Here is an 11,205-nt window from a genome sequence, read left to right on the forward strand (position 1 = left end):
CTGTCACTTCTACTTGTGGCTTTTCTCCGTACCATTTTTCAACGGTCAAATCGACTACTTGCTTATCGTCTCTATATAGCCCTTCGCTTAGGCACACAGCCTTGTGCAATGCGTGATTAACTTTCATCTTAGGATTTAACCCATCTAACACAATCTTTGCGATATTGTCGCTGTCAGGCTTTTTAGTTGGCCTCTCTTCCCCGCTTAAGCACCTTGCCTTACGCTTTTTTGAATATGATGTAGGTATTCCAAAAAATACTTTGATTGAAATAGCCATATCCTGCGATATTGGCTTATTTATGTTGTGCGCTCTTCTGGCCAGTTGAGCACTATAACGGACTTGGTTTTCATAATCGTGAGTATCATCTGGAGTGTAGGTGATTACATGACCATTTTGCCTAGAAAATCTTGGTCTTGCTTTACTTTTAGGTTCCCCAGGGACGATAAACTTCAAACAACGTTCCATACTCTCCTCCTAGAACGGTAAATCATCATCTGTTATATCAATCGTGTCGCCTGGCCCGCTAAATGGGTCTTGCGGGGCGCTATTATTGCTGTTACCTGTATTGCCACCACTGCTACTATAACCGCCGTCATTCCCCATATTTGCGCTATTTTGCCTATCCTTTTTAGATTCGAGCAATGAAAAGCTATCAACGACTACTTCAGTCACATACACTTTCTGCCCACTTTGGCCATCGTATGATCTAGTTTGAATTCGGCCATCAATACCAACAAGTGACCCTTTTGACGTAAAGTTACAGAAGTTTTCTGCAGCCTTGCGCCAAATGACACAACTGATAAAGTCTGCTCCTCTCTCACCTTGAGCGTTAGTATACTGACGATCAACAGCAAGAGTAAACGTAGCAACCGAGATTCCACTCCCAGTAGTACGTAATTCGGGGTCACGTGTTAAGCGACCAGTTAATACCGTTCTATTAATCATTTTGGCTCTCCTTTTTTCTATAAGAATAGTAAGCAACTACTATATTTTCGATAAAGAAAAACGCTGAGCATAGTGTGGCAAATAATGCTATTTTGCTTTGCCATATGAAATAAGCAATTACAGCAATCACTAAAAATACGCCCCAAGTTTTCGTATTACTTGCCCTTTTTTCAAATTTACTTTGCCAATCATTAGTTACTTCCATTTTTTATTACCTCGCTTGTTCTTTAATTGTTTTATTAACAAAGTCGTACGTTTCTTGGTCAACCACTGCTTCAGCATATGAGCCATTGTCAGCAATGAAGAATGACACCACTAGCTTGCCTTCTTTTTCTTCAGCACCGAAGAAATAATCGAGTGGTATTGCCCACCACTTGTTAATGGTCCAGTCTTTAAAAACCAACATGTCATTTACTACTTCCATTGGTTACCTCAATTCGTTATTAATTAAAAATTTGATTGCTTCAACCTGTTGAGTTGTGAAAACTGTATGTCCATAAGTAGCATCTTTCCAAACCAAATTTCCGCTTTCATCTATCTTAAACGTACCAATTTTATCGGATTGTGTCGTTTTTTTATTTTTCATTTTTAACTACCCTCATATCTGCAAATTTCTCGTTTTCATCAAGCGGATAAGTATCCGGCACGTGCCCTCGAAACACGTACTTTCCGTCGTTGTTTTTGCGATATAGTTTTTTAACTTTAGTCATTGCTAGTCCTCCTTTAAAAAAGTGGCACTTCGGCATGCTTTAGCATTTTTTTATTAGCTTTTTGATACATTTTTTTATCTATTTCAAATCCATAAGCGTCACGATTCAGCTCAATAGCTGCTCTTAAAGTTGACCCACTCCCAGCTACAGGATCAATCACCACATCTCCAGGGTCGGTAAAAATTTCAATTAAACGTCTCAAAACTGGTATTGGCTTCTGCGTTGGTGCTATTTTGGGATAGCTACTATCAATGTCCCATGTGAACCAATTTTTTACCATACGACCATCGTTGTTAAATTTCGGCAGTTTATCTCGATATAGGACTAGAGCGTACTCAGTAGCTCCAACAATTTTCATATTTACTTTTAAAACTTGTGCAGATGTTTGTTTGATAAAAATCAGTGGAATGTAGTGCTGGAATCCATATTTTTTACCATACTCGATAACCATCCCCAACTGCTGAAATGCACAAAACACAATCATAGCTGGTGCTTTATTCGTTGCCTTAGGCTCTTTGATCAACATTTTTGAACAAAAATGCATGTACTCAGCCACCCTAAAATCTACGTCAGTATTAAAAAATGCTGAGTTAGCCTTATCACTTTCGCCATTTTTGATTTCACCATTTTTGTACCATTCGGGGCTACTAGCATAAGCATCATTAGCGATATTGTAGGGTATGTCTGCTATAACTAGTTGTGCTTTAGGAAGCTGATATCTTTTGTAGTTTTGAAAATGGTCATTAAACAGTTTCATTTTTACCATTGCTAGTCCCCCATATACTTCTTTTCAAAATCCACAAAAAACTGATGTGCCTTTTGTAGTTCTTCTTGTTCTTTTCTTTGAAATGCGCCAACACCATGCTCACAGTCGTATTCATACTGCTGGTCTGCTCGTTCATGCCATATCTTTGAGTAGATGCTGCCCCAGTCAGACGTCCACTTATATTCGTGATCGTTTATCGGCAATTTTTGTAAAATCAATGACACGGCTCTTATCCCCTTCCTGCATTCTGCTGACCAGTCTGGCATGATATGTTCGATAGAGTTCATCCATACTTAGATTGGTGGTCGTAATAATTTTTTGATTGCTTTCATAAATATCGAAAATAGTATCTTGTACAAAACTGGTAGCCTCACTATTGGCGCTTTCTGCACCTAGATCATCTAAAACTACCAAATCAGCTGCTTTAACTACATCAGTCACATGTTTAGGCGACCAGATGCAGGTCTTATCGCTAAACCAGTTTTTCATCTCCCGAATCAATTTGTTGACGCTTAGAAATAAGCACTTTTGCATCGGCTCTGCGTTGTCATTAACAGCGTTTAAAATCGCCATAGCCAAATGTGTTTTGCCCGCTCCCGCATTGCCATAGAACAAGCTGTTTCCCTTTTTATCGGAATATTTTAAGTAATAACCAGCGATCAACCGTGCATCATGCTTGGCTGTTGCCTCTTTCGAATTAGGCTGTGTTATAAAGTCGTCAAAGTTATAGTTAAAAGCATCTTCACGGTCGACTAGTGATGCTCGCTTTAAAAATCCCCGACCCTTCTGTACTTTTAAATTGTCATGCATCTGGCGGTCTTGCGCTTGTATTTTTTCGTGTGTGCACACTTCGCAAAATGGCGCAATTTTGTCAACACCACTGAGATAGACCAGATGAGTGTCTGGATGCTTAGGGCATGTTTGACTTGATTTTCTGCGACGGTACTCAATCATATTGACCGTCTCTTTTGTTATTCCAGGCATAGTTGCTCCTTTCTAAAATGGCAGTTCATCCTCATTCACGCCCTCAATCTCACCGTTAGTAAATGCATCTGGAGCAAAATCAGCGTGTTGGGGTACATTCGGCGTTTTTTCGTTGAGATACCCCTCAAACTTAGTCCCAAACAATGTTTCTGGACGTAGATACTTAGCCATTTTCTTATCTCCACGCCATTGCGCACATTTAGCATCAATTACTTTCTTAAAATCTGGGATATCAAAGCCATCATTAACTCGTGCATTGATTAGTCGCTGTGTAGCCTTAGACGTAGATTTGTACTTAGTGACTGCCTTTTCGTTAAGATAGTCAATCACTTCTTTGTAGATAGCTGGTTCTGCCTTGGCGGAACTATATATATCTTTATATGGAGTAGTACTTGTGTAGTCTATGGTATTGGTCTGCTCATTTTGAGCACTCCCGTCTGCTCTTTCTGAGCACCTCGTCTGCTCATTTTGAGCACCTCGTCTGCTCATCAATTCGTCTAACTTTTCTTCATCGATTGAATACCATTTAGTTTTATCGAATCCTGCTTTATTAAAATTGCCAGTAATAACAATTCCTTGTTCTTCAAGCTTAGTCAATGTTCTTCTTATAGTTGCTTTAGAAAAGAATGGGAAACTGTCCTTTTTCCAATTGTCATAAGTGTTGTAAATCCATCTTCTACCATTAATCTGTTTAGCTGATTTTGAATGCAACCAATAGTTAAGCTTCTGCGCTACTATTGCTTCATTAACACCAATTACAGTAGCAAGTTCAGTATCAATAACAATGGGATACTTACTATATAGCCAAGTTGCTTTCATCTGATTACTTCCCTCCAGAGAGTTTTTGGAATGCTTCCAAATCTTTGCCTTTTAAGGTATTGGCAAAATTCTGGGCATTCTGATTACCTTCCATCGCATGCTTGACAACTAAACTCATCAGTACGTTTTGGCCATTATAGTCAACCGTGTAGTTTTCCCAACTGTTTGTGCTTTGCTGGCTTGGTTTTGCTGACGATTGCCTTACTGGTCGTGGTTTAGATGCTTGCTCATTGCTCTTCTCCTCAGGCAAATCCTCCCCTGCATAGACACTTAAGCCTAATCCCGCAATTGCTAATGCTTTAACCAATGCCCGCTGTTGAGTCTTATTAATTTCAAAATAGGTTGCTTGGGATAAGGCTTTATTGCGGTAATCCATGACGAACAGTTTCGAGCTATACTCTTGTCCCTCAATGGTCACAACTGCTTCAACTTCATATCCGGCAGCCGTTTGTCGATAATCAACATTTCTACCAGTAGCCACCCAGCCCTCTTTAGTTGGAATGTATTCAGGAAATTCTATAATTTTGTAGTTTGCATCTGGGTATGCTCGCTTAACTAATTTCCATGCATTCGCCCAACTGAGATAATCTAGTCTGCCCTTTTTGTCTAAGTAGGGCTTAACATCGATTGCGGATAGAGTATCAAAGACACTCTTTTTACTTTCAGTCATCATGCATCCCTCCGATTAGTAGCAATACATTCGCATTTGATTCCAGCGCTCTTAATATTTGCCCACATAGTCTTGAATTGCTTATTAGTTCCGGTTAACTTCCACTCTGATTTATCAGAAGTTAATGTGATAGTCCGAAACTCTCCTGTAACTTCTCCAGTCTCTTTATTGACTGCCTTACCATTCATGTTGACTATCTGAGCTTGTTCGGCCTTTCTGGCTTTTTCATTGCGTTCAGCTTCAGCTTTAATGTCTGCAGCGTAATCGTTCATTTGACTTAAAACACTACTCAGACTGGTATTTTCAAGCAGTTCAGTCCAGTGCTGATAAGGTAAGCACAATTCTTTGGCTCTAGCAGTTACCACCTTAATGCTTTCAGCCAATTGCTCTTTATCTTTAACCAAACTATCTATTTGAGCTTGCACTTCGGTTTCAAAAACCGCATATGATGCGGTCTTGTTAAACCACTTAGGATTTTCGACAATTTGTTCAGGGTCACCTCCTGCCTCTTGGCATCGCTTCTCAATATCACATCTGAGTGCCATTGCTTTTTGTTGCTTTGCATGGTCTTCGTACGCTTTAATCTGATCACCAATACGTGTTGATGTTTGACTAATGCTGTCTGTCAACCCTTTAATTTGTTCTTTAAATTGATTAACTGGTTGATCAATTGTGTTGACTATACTTATTTTTCGGTCATTTAAAGCCTTTTTAAGCTTATTTAGCTGTGCCTTAGTAGCTTTAGCCGACTTCATGTTGTAAGGAGTTACTTCGTAGTGACTAAACTCATCATTAATTTGCTCAACTTTGCTTTTTAGTGATTGATATTCACGAAAATCAATCTTAGCAGTGCTATAAGCAATGTCGTATTCTTGGTTATCCAAAGCTATTAATTCTTTATCCATATAAAAACCTCACTCAAACAAATCGCTAAGTTTTACGCCGTTGTAGCAATCAACTAGGACATCAGTCATGTTATCTAAGCCCATCATTAAGTCATCGATAAAATCGTATTTTCTTCTATACCCTAGTTCATCAGCTAACTTGTCAATCGAGCCACCATTGGCTTTAAGCCTGCTTCTTAAGTAATCTGCAGCATCATCATATGCATAGTCAATATCGTTGACATAATCTGTGTTGATTATCGATTCAGTCTTGTCATAAAGCAAAATTGCATCTGGATCATCTTTTGCCAAGCTACGCATTTCTTCATCTTGATTAATTTGATAAATAGTTTTCGATAATTTTTTGCCAGTTTTAACTTCCATATGTTATAATCTCCTATATAATCATTTTTAATTTAGTTATTGAGTCCGATTGCTGTCGGACTTTTTTTGTGTCTAAAACGGTTCGGGGCTGCTTGCTAAACAAATCAGCGGTAGTACCGTAACAATTACTATTAGCAAGAAGAACACGATTGCGCCTTTCTTCGATAGCGGCGGCTCGCCGTTGCTCCCGAAGTCCATGTATGTGTTTAAAAATTCTGTCCATTTTTCAATCAACCTTTCTAACATTTTTATACTTCCTCAAAACTTCATCTAAATCTTTTTTCGAATAACGCTTAATGCCTTCAAAATTGCTAAATGGTATTTTCCCTTCTTTTTCCCACTTAGAAAAAGTCCCCTTTGACACTCCAATAAATTTTCTGGCGTTGGTCTGATTTACCCAACCATTATTTTCAGGCAACCTTTCTTTTATTTTTATGAGAGCTAAATTGGCTACTCTTTCAGCCAGCTCATCAACGGCTTCTTCAGGAAACTCAAGTTGCATCTTTTTCCCTCCTCCCTCTTAAATCGTCTAAGCTGATTTCTAATGCATCAGCAATCTTACATGCATTGGTAAATGACATTTCTGAACCATTTTTATAGTTTTTAATGGTGCTCCAAGGCAGTCCTGTTAACTTGGATAACTTGTAAATGCTTATCTTCTTTTTATCCATTATTTTTTGAATTATTTCCCACATAGCGTGTTCCTCTTCATTGTTTATATTCACGTATAGTGATAAAATTACTACGAATTGCCCCTTGATATAGTGATATATCATTTGAACCGGGTGAATTCAGGGAAAGCCTAAGTCACTGATATGGCAACCCTGAGCCAAGCTTAATTGAAGGTGCAACGCATAGGACTACGTCCCACGAGCGCTCGGCAACTCACACGAGTTGAACATATATGCTGAACTACTAGAAAACTAGTAGAAGTTAAGGATAAAAAGCCTTAACGGTAACAAATTGCTTCCTAAGAATGCTGTATTCTCTAACGAATTAAATGACAATATCGCAGGATTTGGTATATTTGATGAATTAAATGACAATATTGCTGGTTTCGGTGTAGTTGTTGAAGAAAATGAAGGAGATGATTCTACGAGAAAATCACGCGAAAATGTTGCTATTAGCAATTTAGAATCAATGCATGAATCTGTAGAAAATTCTTCAAAGAATACAGTAGGTAATTCGATTAAGCCATCATTGAATGGCTTTTTTATTGCCGTTAAGCCACTTCATCTTTTTCAATCAGTGGCAATACATCGTTTTGCTTAAGCAGCTCGTACAGTCCCAAGCGTCCCTTTTGCGTCCACTTAGTGTTAACGACTGCTTTTTCTGTACCATCATTGCGCTCAATCATATGAGTCTCTGACTGTGTCCAACCTAGCTTTTGATATTTTGAATAAAGTAGCCAAATATTGCCTTGCCTGTACTGCACACCTAGCTGGTGCAACTTTTTATTCATCGCTGCACCACTCATGCCATAATCCTTGGCAATCACAGTAATAGTTACCAACGCAGGATTTGCTAAGATGCGATCATAATACGTTGCCTTGGGCTTTAATTCATTAACTTGTTGTTCAGCAATCAAGCGTGCTTCACGCTCCTCTTTTAGCTGAGTGGCCAGCTGGATAATCGTATCTGGGTCAGTTAAGACTTCTTCTATCTTTTGGTCAGTCATATAAGCTCCGTGCTTGCGGATTGTCGGCAGCACGGAGCTTGTTACCCAATGCTTGAACTTCTTGGCAGTTGGCAACTTGCTACTCATGATTAAGCTGTAAAGTCCAGATTCGGTGATAACTACTGTTGCTTGTCTTCCGCCAAGGGGGCCCTGAATCGGGGCGTCCTTTTTATCTTCATCATCAACATGTTGCGACAAAGCATTTCGTGCCTTTTTGTAACCTAAAATTTCTGCTACATCTTTACCTACAAAATATGGTTCATCATCAATTGTCAGCGTTCTTACTTGATGATTTTCAAATTCAAATGTTTTTAATTCTTGCATGTTGTTTCCTTCTTTCTCGCATTTAACTACACGTATTAACTATAAAATGAGCAAAAAATAATTTGATTGAATGGTATATTGACCATCACTGAAAATTTCTTTGCTAGAGTCATTCTCATATCGGTTTTACCCCATTCATAATCTCTATAAGTAGGTAATGCAACTCCTAATTTTCTAGCTGCTTCTTTTTGGGTCAACCCACTATATTGACGTGCTTGCTTAATTGTAAACTTCATTATCTCAACTTCTTTCTTTCATTTACTACACGATAAGTATAATACACGAATAATATATTTTCAACACATTTTAACTAATTAACTAGTTTTTTTGTATATTTTTTGTATACTAGCCGTATAATTGCTAATAAAAAGGAGTAAACTATGAGTATTTCTAAGCGTATTAAAGACGCAAGATTAAATAAACGATATACACAAAAAGAACTGGCAGATCTACTAAATGTAAAGTCAACCACTGTTTCTGGTTGGGAACTAGGAAGAAACGAACCTTCAATTGAAACTTTAAAAAAACTATCTAAAATTTTAAATGTTTCATTTGATTATCTTGCTGGTGTATCAAATGAAGAAAGAACAAAAAATATAAATTCTGATTTTAATAAGCAAGATTTGGATTTTCTCTTATTTTTAAAAAAATTATCATATGATATGACAAATGATGAAGAAGAAAAGTTTAGAAATTCCGTGGGAAACATGGCTTCTCTTATGAAGGACTATCTTCAAAAAAAGCAAGGGACTGAAAAAGGAAAAAAAATTCTCTGATAATTCTACAATATCAGTATTTTACAAACTAACCTGGAAAGATTTAGGCATCCCTCTTACAGGATCTGTCCCCGACTACCTGATTAGCTACTTTAAACTGCTCATCAAGCAAAACTCCAAAATTTAAGCAAAATAAAAACCTTCAAGACTCGGGTTGAAAGTTGAATCTTCAAGGTTGATTGGACAATATGCCTAAAATTATAGCTATTTCCATATATAATTTTATCATACTTTAGGAGGCTTAAAACATGAGTAAGAAAGATAACAACGGTAATGGAAGCGGTACTAATATACCACCATCAAACGAGAATAAAAAAACAGATAATAATACAAATACTTTACCTTGGTACAAAAAGACTTGGGGTAAAACAGCAATTATTCTAGTTTTAGTATTTATTCTAGGTAAGCAAATTTTGGGCTTAGGAGCCTTCTTAATTCTCGCTGGTATTGTTGCAATAATTGGAAGTATTTTTTCCTTAATTAAAAAAAAGAAAATAGGAAAGTCAATAATTGCACTTATTATTGGATTAATTCTTTTACCTGTCGGTAGTAATTTTATGTCCACTAATAGCAGTACTCAATCTGCACATTCTGCCAAAGTACAAAAAGTAAATCATAAAGAAAGTACCAGAACTAAGACGAAAAAAGTAAATCATAAAGAAAAAGTCAAAGCCAAGACGAAAAAAGTCAAAAATAACAAACAATCTAAAAGCCCTAAAACAACAACTTTAGTAGCAAATCATAAAACAACAAAGGCTAAACATCATCAATCCGCAAATAAGAAAGACGCACATTCAGATTTAAGCAACAATAATACTCAGCAAATCACAACCAAGCAAAATAGCGGAAATGGTAATGTCACGGGATATGAAAGACAAGAAGGATATGTATTTGTAGCTCCTGAACAGGGCAAAAGATATCATGTTAACCCAAACTGTCGCGGTTTAAAAAAGGCTAATAACATTACCAAACTGACTCTTGCAGAAGCTAAAGCACAAGGCTACACACAATGCAGAATTAATGGTGATAACTAGAATAACTAAGTTACAAAAAATTAAAAATGAAAAGTACAAAAACAATGAAACCATGGTATAAAAAATTTTGGGTATGGCTATTAATTTTTTCATGCTGGTATGTATTATTTGATACTTCAACAAATATTTTGGAAAAGCTTATAATTTGTGCATGTATTGTATTGCTTATTATGGGAAATATAAATAGTATAAGCAAAGAACAGCTTAACCATGCTAAAGCAATTACTAAAACTGACTATACTGTTCTTGCAAAGGATAAACCAAAAGCGGACAAAATTACTACAAATTCAAATACCAATACCCAACAATCAGAACAACAAAAGGCTAAAGATGGATTTTTTAATAAAATCAAAGAAAAAATAGAACAAAAACGTCTTGAAAAAGAGAAAAAAGCTGAAGAATTAAGAATCCAACAGCAAAAGGCTGAAGAAGCACGTCAACGTAATATAGTAATTTGGCAAAATGAGGATTTAACACAGTATGCTTGCAAAGTTAATGGCTTAATTTTGCGAAAAAACGAATTTTGTTATTTATCAGTAGATGAAAATATTACTTGGAGTGAAGATCGTGTTCGCTCTAGACGTATTAATTATGGTGGTCCTACTGCAACTATTCACATTGCAAAAGGATTGAATTACCGTTTAGGTTCAGTTTCAGCTAGAACTGAAAAGTATAGTGAAGTCACCCCTATTTTTAACGGTGCCTTATATCTCACTAATAAGCGAATTTTTTTAGTTAATAACGAAGGAACTAAAACACTAGTTTTATCAGGAATAGTAAGCATTACACCTTATAGCGATGGAGTTGAACTTTTTCGTCAATCTGGCAAACGAATTTTGCTAACAGGGTTTTCAGATGCTGCGAAGTTCAATATATATCTTCAACGAATTTTAAATGATGATTTCATTTAAACTTATGATGAATAAAAAGCTACTATATACGTAGGGATAAACTTAAATATAAAAAGGAGTTAATCATGGCAAAAAAGAAATGTGGTATTTGTGGTAAACAACTTGGCTTTTGGGACAGTAAGATATCTGTAAAAGATGGTGTTATTTGCTGTGATTGTTTTTACAAAGGTAATTTTTATGGTTGTGCTAATAGAAGACGAATAAATAAATTTATAGATACTCAAACTGTCACTGAAATGAAAGAATTAATTGATAATCCTGAAAAATTACAAGCTGTTAAAAGAAAAGTTGCCCCCGCTAATCATCATCACCGTAAACC

The 11,205-nt window shown here is 36.7% G+C and carries 22 protein-coding genes; 5 read left to right on the plus strand and 17 right to left on the minus strand.

Features of this window, described 5'->3' with window-relative positions; translation table 11 throughout:
- The 15 genes from F5ESL0237_RS07515 to F5ESL0237_RS07575 form a co-directional block, all read right to left on the minus strand.
- On the minus strand, positions 1-466 hold a 466-nt coding region (locus tag F5ESL0237_RS07515; protein WP_147441016.1), incomplete at its 3' end, for a RusA family crossover junction endodeoxyribonuclease.
- Positions 467-475: 9 nt separating this feature from the next.
- Positions 476-946 carry a single-stranded DNA-binding protein gene (ssb, locus tag F5ESL0237_RS07520; RefSeq protein WP_122025215.1) on the minus strand — a complete coding sequence of 157 codons (471 nt, stop codon included), beginning with the start codon at positions 944-946 and terminating at the stop codon, positions 476-478.
- Positions 939-1,151 (minus strand): hypothetical protein, encoded by a 213-nt coding sequence (locus F5ESL0237_RS07525; RefSeq protein ID WP_122025216.1) that lies wholly within the window; start codon positions 1,149-1,151, stop codon positions 939-941. The genes ssb and F5ESL0237_RS07525 overlap by 8 nt, the downstream gene beginning before the upstream one ends.
- Positions 1,152-1,157: 6 nt before the next feature.
- Complete coding sequence (locus F5ESL0237_RS07530; RefSeq protein WP_122025217.1) at positions 1,158-1,370, minus strand: hypothetical protein; 213 nt, start codon at positions 1,368-1,370, stop codon at positions 1,158-1,160.
- 3 nt (positions 1,371-1,373) lie between these two features.
- Entirely contained in the window at positions 1,374-1,532 is a 159-nt protein-coding gene (locus tag F5ESL0237_RS08410; RefSeq protein WP_158592451.1) for a hypothetical protein, read from the minus strand.
- Positions 1,522-1,656, minus strand: a complete 135-nt coding sequence (locus F5ESL0237_RS08590) for a hypothetical protein (RefSeq protein ID WP_255409392.1) — start codon at positions 1,654-1,656, stop codon at positions 1,522-1,524. The genes F5ESL0237_RS08410 and F5ESL0237_RS08590 overlap by 11 nt, the downstream gene beginning before the upstream one ends.
- Positions 1,657-1,669: 13 nt before the next feature.
- Positions 1,670-2,422: a DNA methyltransferase gene (locus tag F5ESL0237_RS07535; protein ID WP_233552001.1), complete on the minus strand. Its 753-nt coding sequence runs from the start codon at positions 2,420-2,422 to the stop codon at positions 1,670-1,672.
- A 2-nt stretch (positions 2,423-2,424) separates the two neighbouring features.
- Positions 2,425-2,646 (minus strand): hypothetical protein, encoded by a 222-nt coding sequence (locus F5ESL0237_RS07540; protein WP_147441018.1) that lies wholly within the window; start codon positions 2,644-2,646, stop codon positions 2,425-2,427.
- Positions 2,600-3,232: a DnaA ATPase domain-containing protein gene (locus F5ESL0237_RS07545; protein ID WP_158593166.1), complete on the minus strand. Its 633-nt coding sequence runs from the start codon at positions 3,230-3,232 to the stop codon at positions 2,600-2,602. Before F5ESL0237_RS07545 ends, F5ESL0237_RS07540 begins: the two co-directional genes overlap by 47 nt.
- Positions 3,233-3,418: 186 nt before the next feature.
- Positions 3,419-4,225: a conserved phage C-terminal domain-containing protein gene (locus tag F5ESL0237_RS07550; RefSeq protein ID WP_122025220.1), complete on the minus strand. Its 807-nt coding sequence runs from the start codon at positions 4,223-4,225 to the stop codon at positions 3,419-3,421.
- Positions 4,226-4,229: 4 nt separating this feature from the next.
- Entirely contained in the window at positions 4,230-4,898 is a 669-nt protein-coding gene (locus F5ESL0237_RS07555) for a DUF1071 domain-containing protein (RefSeq protein WP_233552004.1), read from the minus strand.
- Positions 4,895-5,800 (minus strand): DUF1351 domain-containing protein, encoded by a 906-nt coding sequence (locus F5ESL0237_RS07560; RefSeq protein WP_122025222.1) that lies wholly within the window; start codon positions 5,798-5,800, stop codon positions 4,895-4,897. Before F5ESL0237_RS07560 ends, F5ESL0237_RS07555 begins: the two co-directional genes overlap by 4 nt.
- Positions 5,801-5,809: 9 nt before the next feature.
- On the minus strand, positions 5,810-6,163 hold the full coding sequence (locus tag F5ESL0237_RS07565) for a hypothetical protein (protein ID WP_122025223.1): 354 nt from the start codon (positions 6,161-6,163) through the stop codon (positions 5,810-5,812).
- A 226-nt stretch (positions 6,164-6,389) separates the two neighbouring features.
- Positions 6,390-6,665: a helix-turn-helix domain-containing protein gene (locus tag F5ESL0237_RS07570; protein ID WP_122025224.1), complete on the minus strand. Its 276-nt coding sequence runs from the start codon at positions 6,663-6,665 to the stop codon at positions 6,390-6,392.
- Positions 6,655-6,858, minus strand: coding sequence for a helix-turn-helix transcriptional regulator (locus F5ESL0237_RS07575; RefSeq protein ID WP_122025225.1), 204 nt, complete (start codon positions 6,856-6,858; stop codon positions 6,655-6,657). Before F5ESL0237_RS07575 ends, F5ESL0237_RS07570 begins: the two co-directional genes overlap by 11 nt.
- Positions 6,859-7,126: 268 nt before the next feature.
- On the opposite strand from F5ESL0237_RS07575, the gene F5ESL0237_RS07580 reads away from it, so the two are divergent.
- Positions 7,127-7,435, plus strand: coding sequence for a hypothetical protein (locus tag F5ESL0237_RS07580; protein WP_122025226.1), 309 nt, complete (start codon positions 7,127-7,129; stop codon positions 7,433-7,435).
- On the opposite strand, the gene F5ESL0237_RS07585 is transcribed toward F5ESL0237_RS07580, so the two are convergent.
- Positions 7,386-8,165, minus strand: a complete 780-nt coding sequence (locus F5ESL0237_RS07585) for a phage antirepressor (RefSeq protein WP_122025227.1) — start codon at positions 8,163-8,165, stop codon at positions 7,386-7,388. The two genes, F5ESL0237_RS07580 and F5ESL0237_RS07585, sit on opposite strands and share 50 nt — an antisense overlap.
- A 35-nt stretch (positions 8,166-8,200) precedes the next feature.
- Complete coding sequence (locus F5ESL0237_RS07590; RefSeq protein WP_122025228.1) at positions 8,201-8,401, minus strand: helix-turn-helix transcriptional regulator; 201 nt, start codon at positions 8,399-8,401, stop codon at positions 8,201-8,203.
- A 144-nt stretch (positions 8,402-8,545) separates the two neighbouring features.
- Between F5ESL0237_RS07590 and F5ESL0237_RS07595 the strand changes: the two genes are divergently transcribed.
- The 4 genes from F5ESL0237_RS07595 to F5ESL0237_RS07610 all read left to right on the plus strand — a co-directional run.
- Positions 8,546-8,941, plus strand: a complete 396-nt coding sequence (locus F5ESL0237_RS07595) for a helix-turn-helix domain-containing protein (protein ID WP_122025229.1) — start codon at positions 8,546-8,548, stop codon at positions 8,939-8,941.
- A gap of 248 nt (positions 8,942-9,189) precedes the next feature.
- A complete protein-coding gene (locus tag F5ESL0237_RS07600; protein ID WP_122025230.1) occupies positions 9,190-9,975 on the plus strand; it encodes a hypothetical protein in 786 nt (261 codons plus the stop codon).
- Positions 9,976-10,001: 26 nt separating this feature from the next.
- A complete protein-coding gene (locus F5ESL0237_RS07605; RefSeq protein ID WP_122025231.1) occupies positions 10,002-10,886 on the plus strand; it encodes a hypothetical protein in 885 nt (294 codons plus the stop codon).
- A gap of 65 nt (positions 10,887-10,951) precedes the next feature.
- A partial coding sequence (locus tag F5ESL0237_RS07610) for a hypothetical protein (RefSeq protein WP_199688787.1) occupies positions 10,952-11,205 on the plus strand: 254 nt, incomplete at its 3' end.

This window comes from Lactobacillus sp. ESL0237, from assembly GCF_003692985.1.
GTDB lineage: Bacteria > Bacillota > Bacilli > Lactobacillales > Lactobacillaceae > Lactobacillus > Lactobacillus bombicola.

What these genes read in the sequence shown, in the direction of transcription:
- ssb (WP_122025215.1), bottom strand. Translation starts at nt 946, where the DNA reads ATGATTAATAGAACGGTATTAACTGGTCGCTTAACACGTGACCCCGAA.
- F5ESL0237_RS07600 (WP_122025230.1), top strand. Translation starts at nt 9,190, where the DNA reads ATGAGTAAGAAAGATAACAACGGTAATGGAAGCGGTACTAATATACCA.
- F5ESL0237_RS07575 (WP_122025225.1), bottom strand. Translation starts at nt 6,858, where the DNA reads ATGTGGGAAATAATTCAAAAAATAATGGATAAAAAGAAGATAAGCATT.
- F5ESL0237_RS07585 (WP_122025227.1), bottom strand. Translation starts at nt 8,165, where the DNA reads ATGCAAGAATTAAAAACATTTGAATTTGAAAATCATCAAGTAAGAACG.
- F5ESL0237_RS07565 (WP_122025223.1), bottom strand. Translation starts at nt 6,163, where the DNA reads ATGGAAGTTAAAACTGGCAAAAAATTATCGAAAACTATTTATCAAATT.
- F5ESL0237_RS07525 (WP_122025216.1), bottom strand. Translation starts at nt 1,151, where the DNA reads ATGGAAGTAACTAATGATTGGCAAAGTAAATTTGAAAAAAGGGCAAGT.
- F5ESL0237_RS07550 (WP_122025220.1), bottom strand. Translation starts at nt 4,225, where the DNA reads ATGAAAGCAACTTGGCTATATAGTAAGTATCCCATTGTTATTGATACT.
- F5ESL0237_RS08590 (WP_255409392.1), bottom strand. Translation starts at nt 1,656, where the DNA reads ATGACTAAAGTTAAAAAACTATATCGCAAAAACAACGACGGAAAGTAC.
- F5ESL0237_RS07535 (WP_233552001.1), bottom strand. Translation starts at nt 2,422, where the DNA reads ATGGTAAAAATGAAACTGTTTAATGACCATTTTCAAAACTACAAAAGA.
- F5ESL0237_RS07570 (WP_122025224.1), bottom strand. Translation starts at nt 6,665, where the DNA reads ATGCAACTTGAGTTTCCTGAAGAAGCCGTTGATGAGCTGGCTGAAAGA.
- F5ESL0237_RS07605 (WP_122025231.1), top strand. Translation starts at nt 10,002, where the DNA reads ATGAAAAGTACAAAAACAATGAAACCATGGTATAAAAAATTTTGGGTA.
- F5ESL0237_RS08410 (WP_158592451.1), bottom strand. Translation starts at nt 1,532, where the DNA reads ATGAAAAATAAAAAAACGACACAATCCGATAAAATTGGTACGTTTAAG.
- F5ESL0237_RS07530 (WP_122025217.1), bottom strand. Translation starts at nt 1,370, where the DNA reads ATGGAAGTAGTAAATGACATGTTGGTTTTTAAAGACTGGACCATTAAC.
- F5ESL0237_RS07545 (WP_158593166.1), bottom strand. Translation starts at nt 3,232, where the DNA reads ATGCATGACAATTTAAAAGTACAGAAGGGTCGGGGATTTTTAAAGCGA.
- F5ESL0237_RS07595 (WP_122025229.1), top strand. Translation starts at nt 8,546, where the DNA reads ATGAGTATTTCTAAGCGTATTAAAGACGCAAGATTAAATAAACGATAT.
- F5ESL0237_RS07590 (WP_122025228.1), bottom strand. Translation starts at nt 8,401, where the DNA reads ATGAAGTTTACAATTAAGCAAGCACGTCAATATAGTGGGTTGACCCAA.
- F5ESL0237_RS07555 (WP_233552004.1), bottom strand. Translation starts at nt 4,898, where the DNA reads ATGATGACTGAAAGTAAAAAGAGTGTCTTTGATACTCTATCCGCAATC.
- F5ESL0237_RS07560 (WP_122025222.1), bottom strand. Translation starts at nt 5,800, where the DNA reads ATGGATAAAGAATTAATAGCTTTGGATAACCAAGAATACGACATTGCT.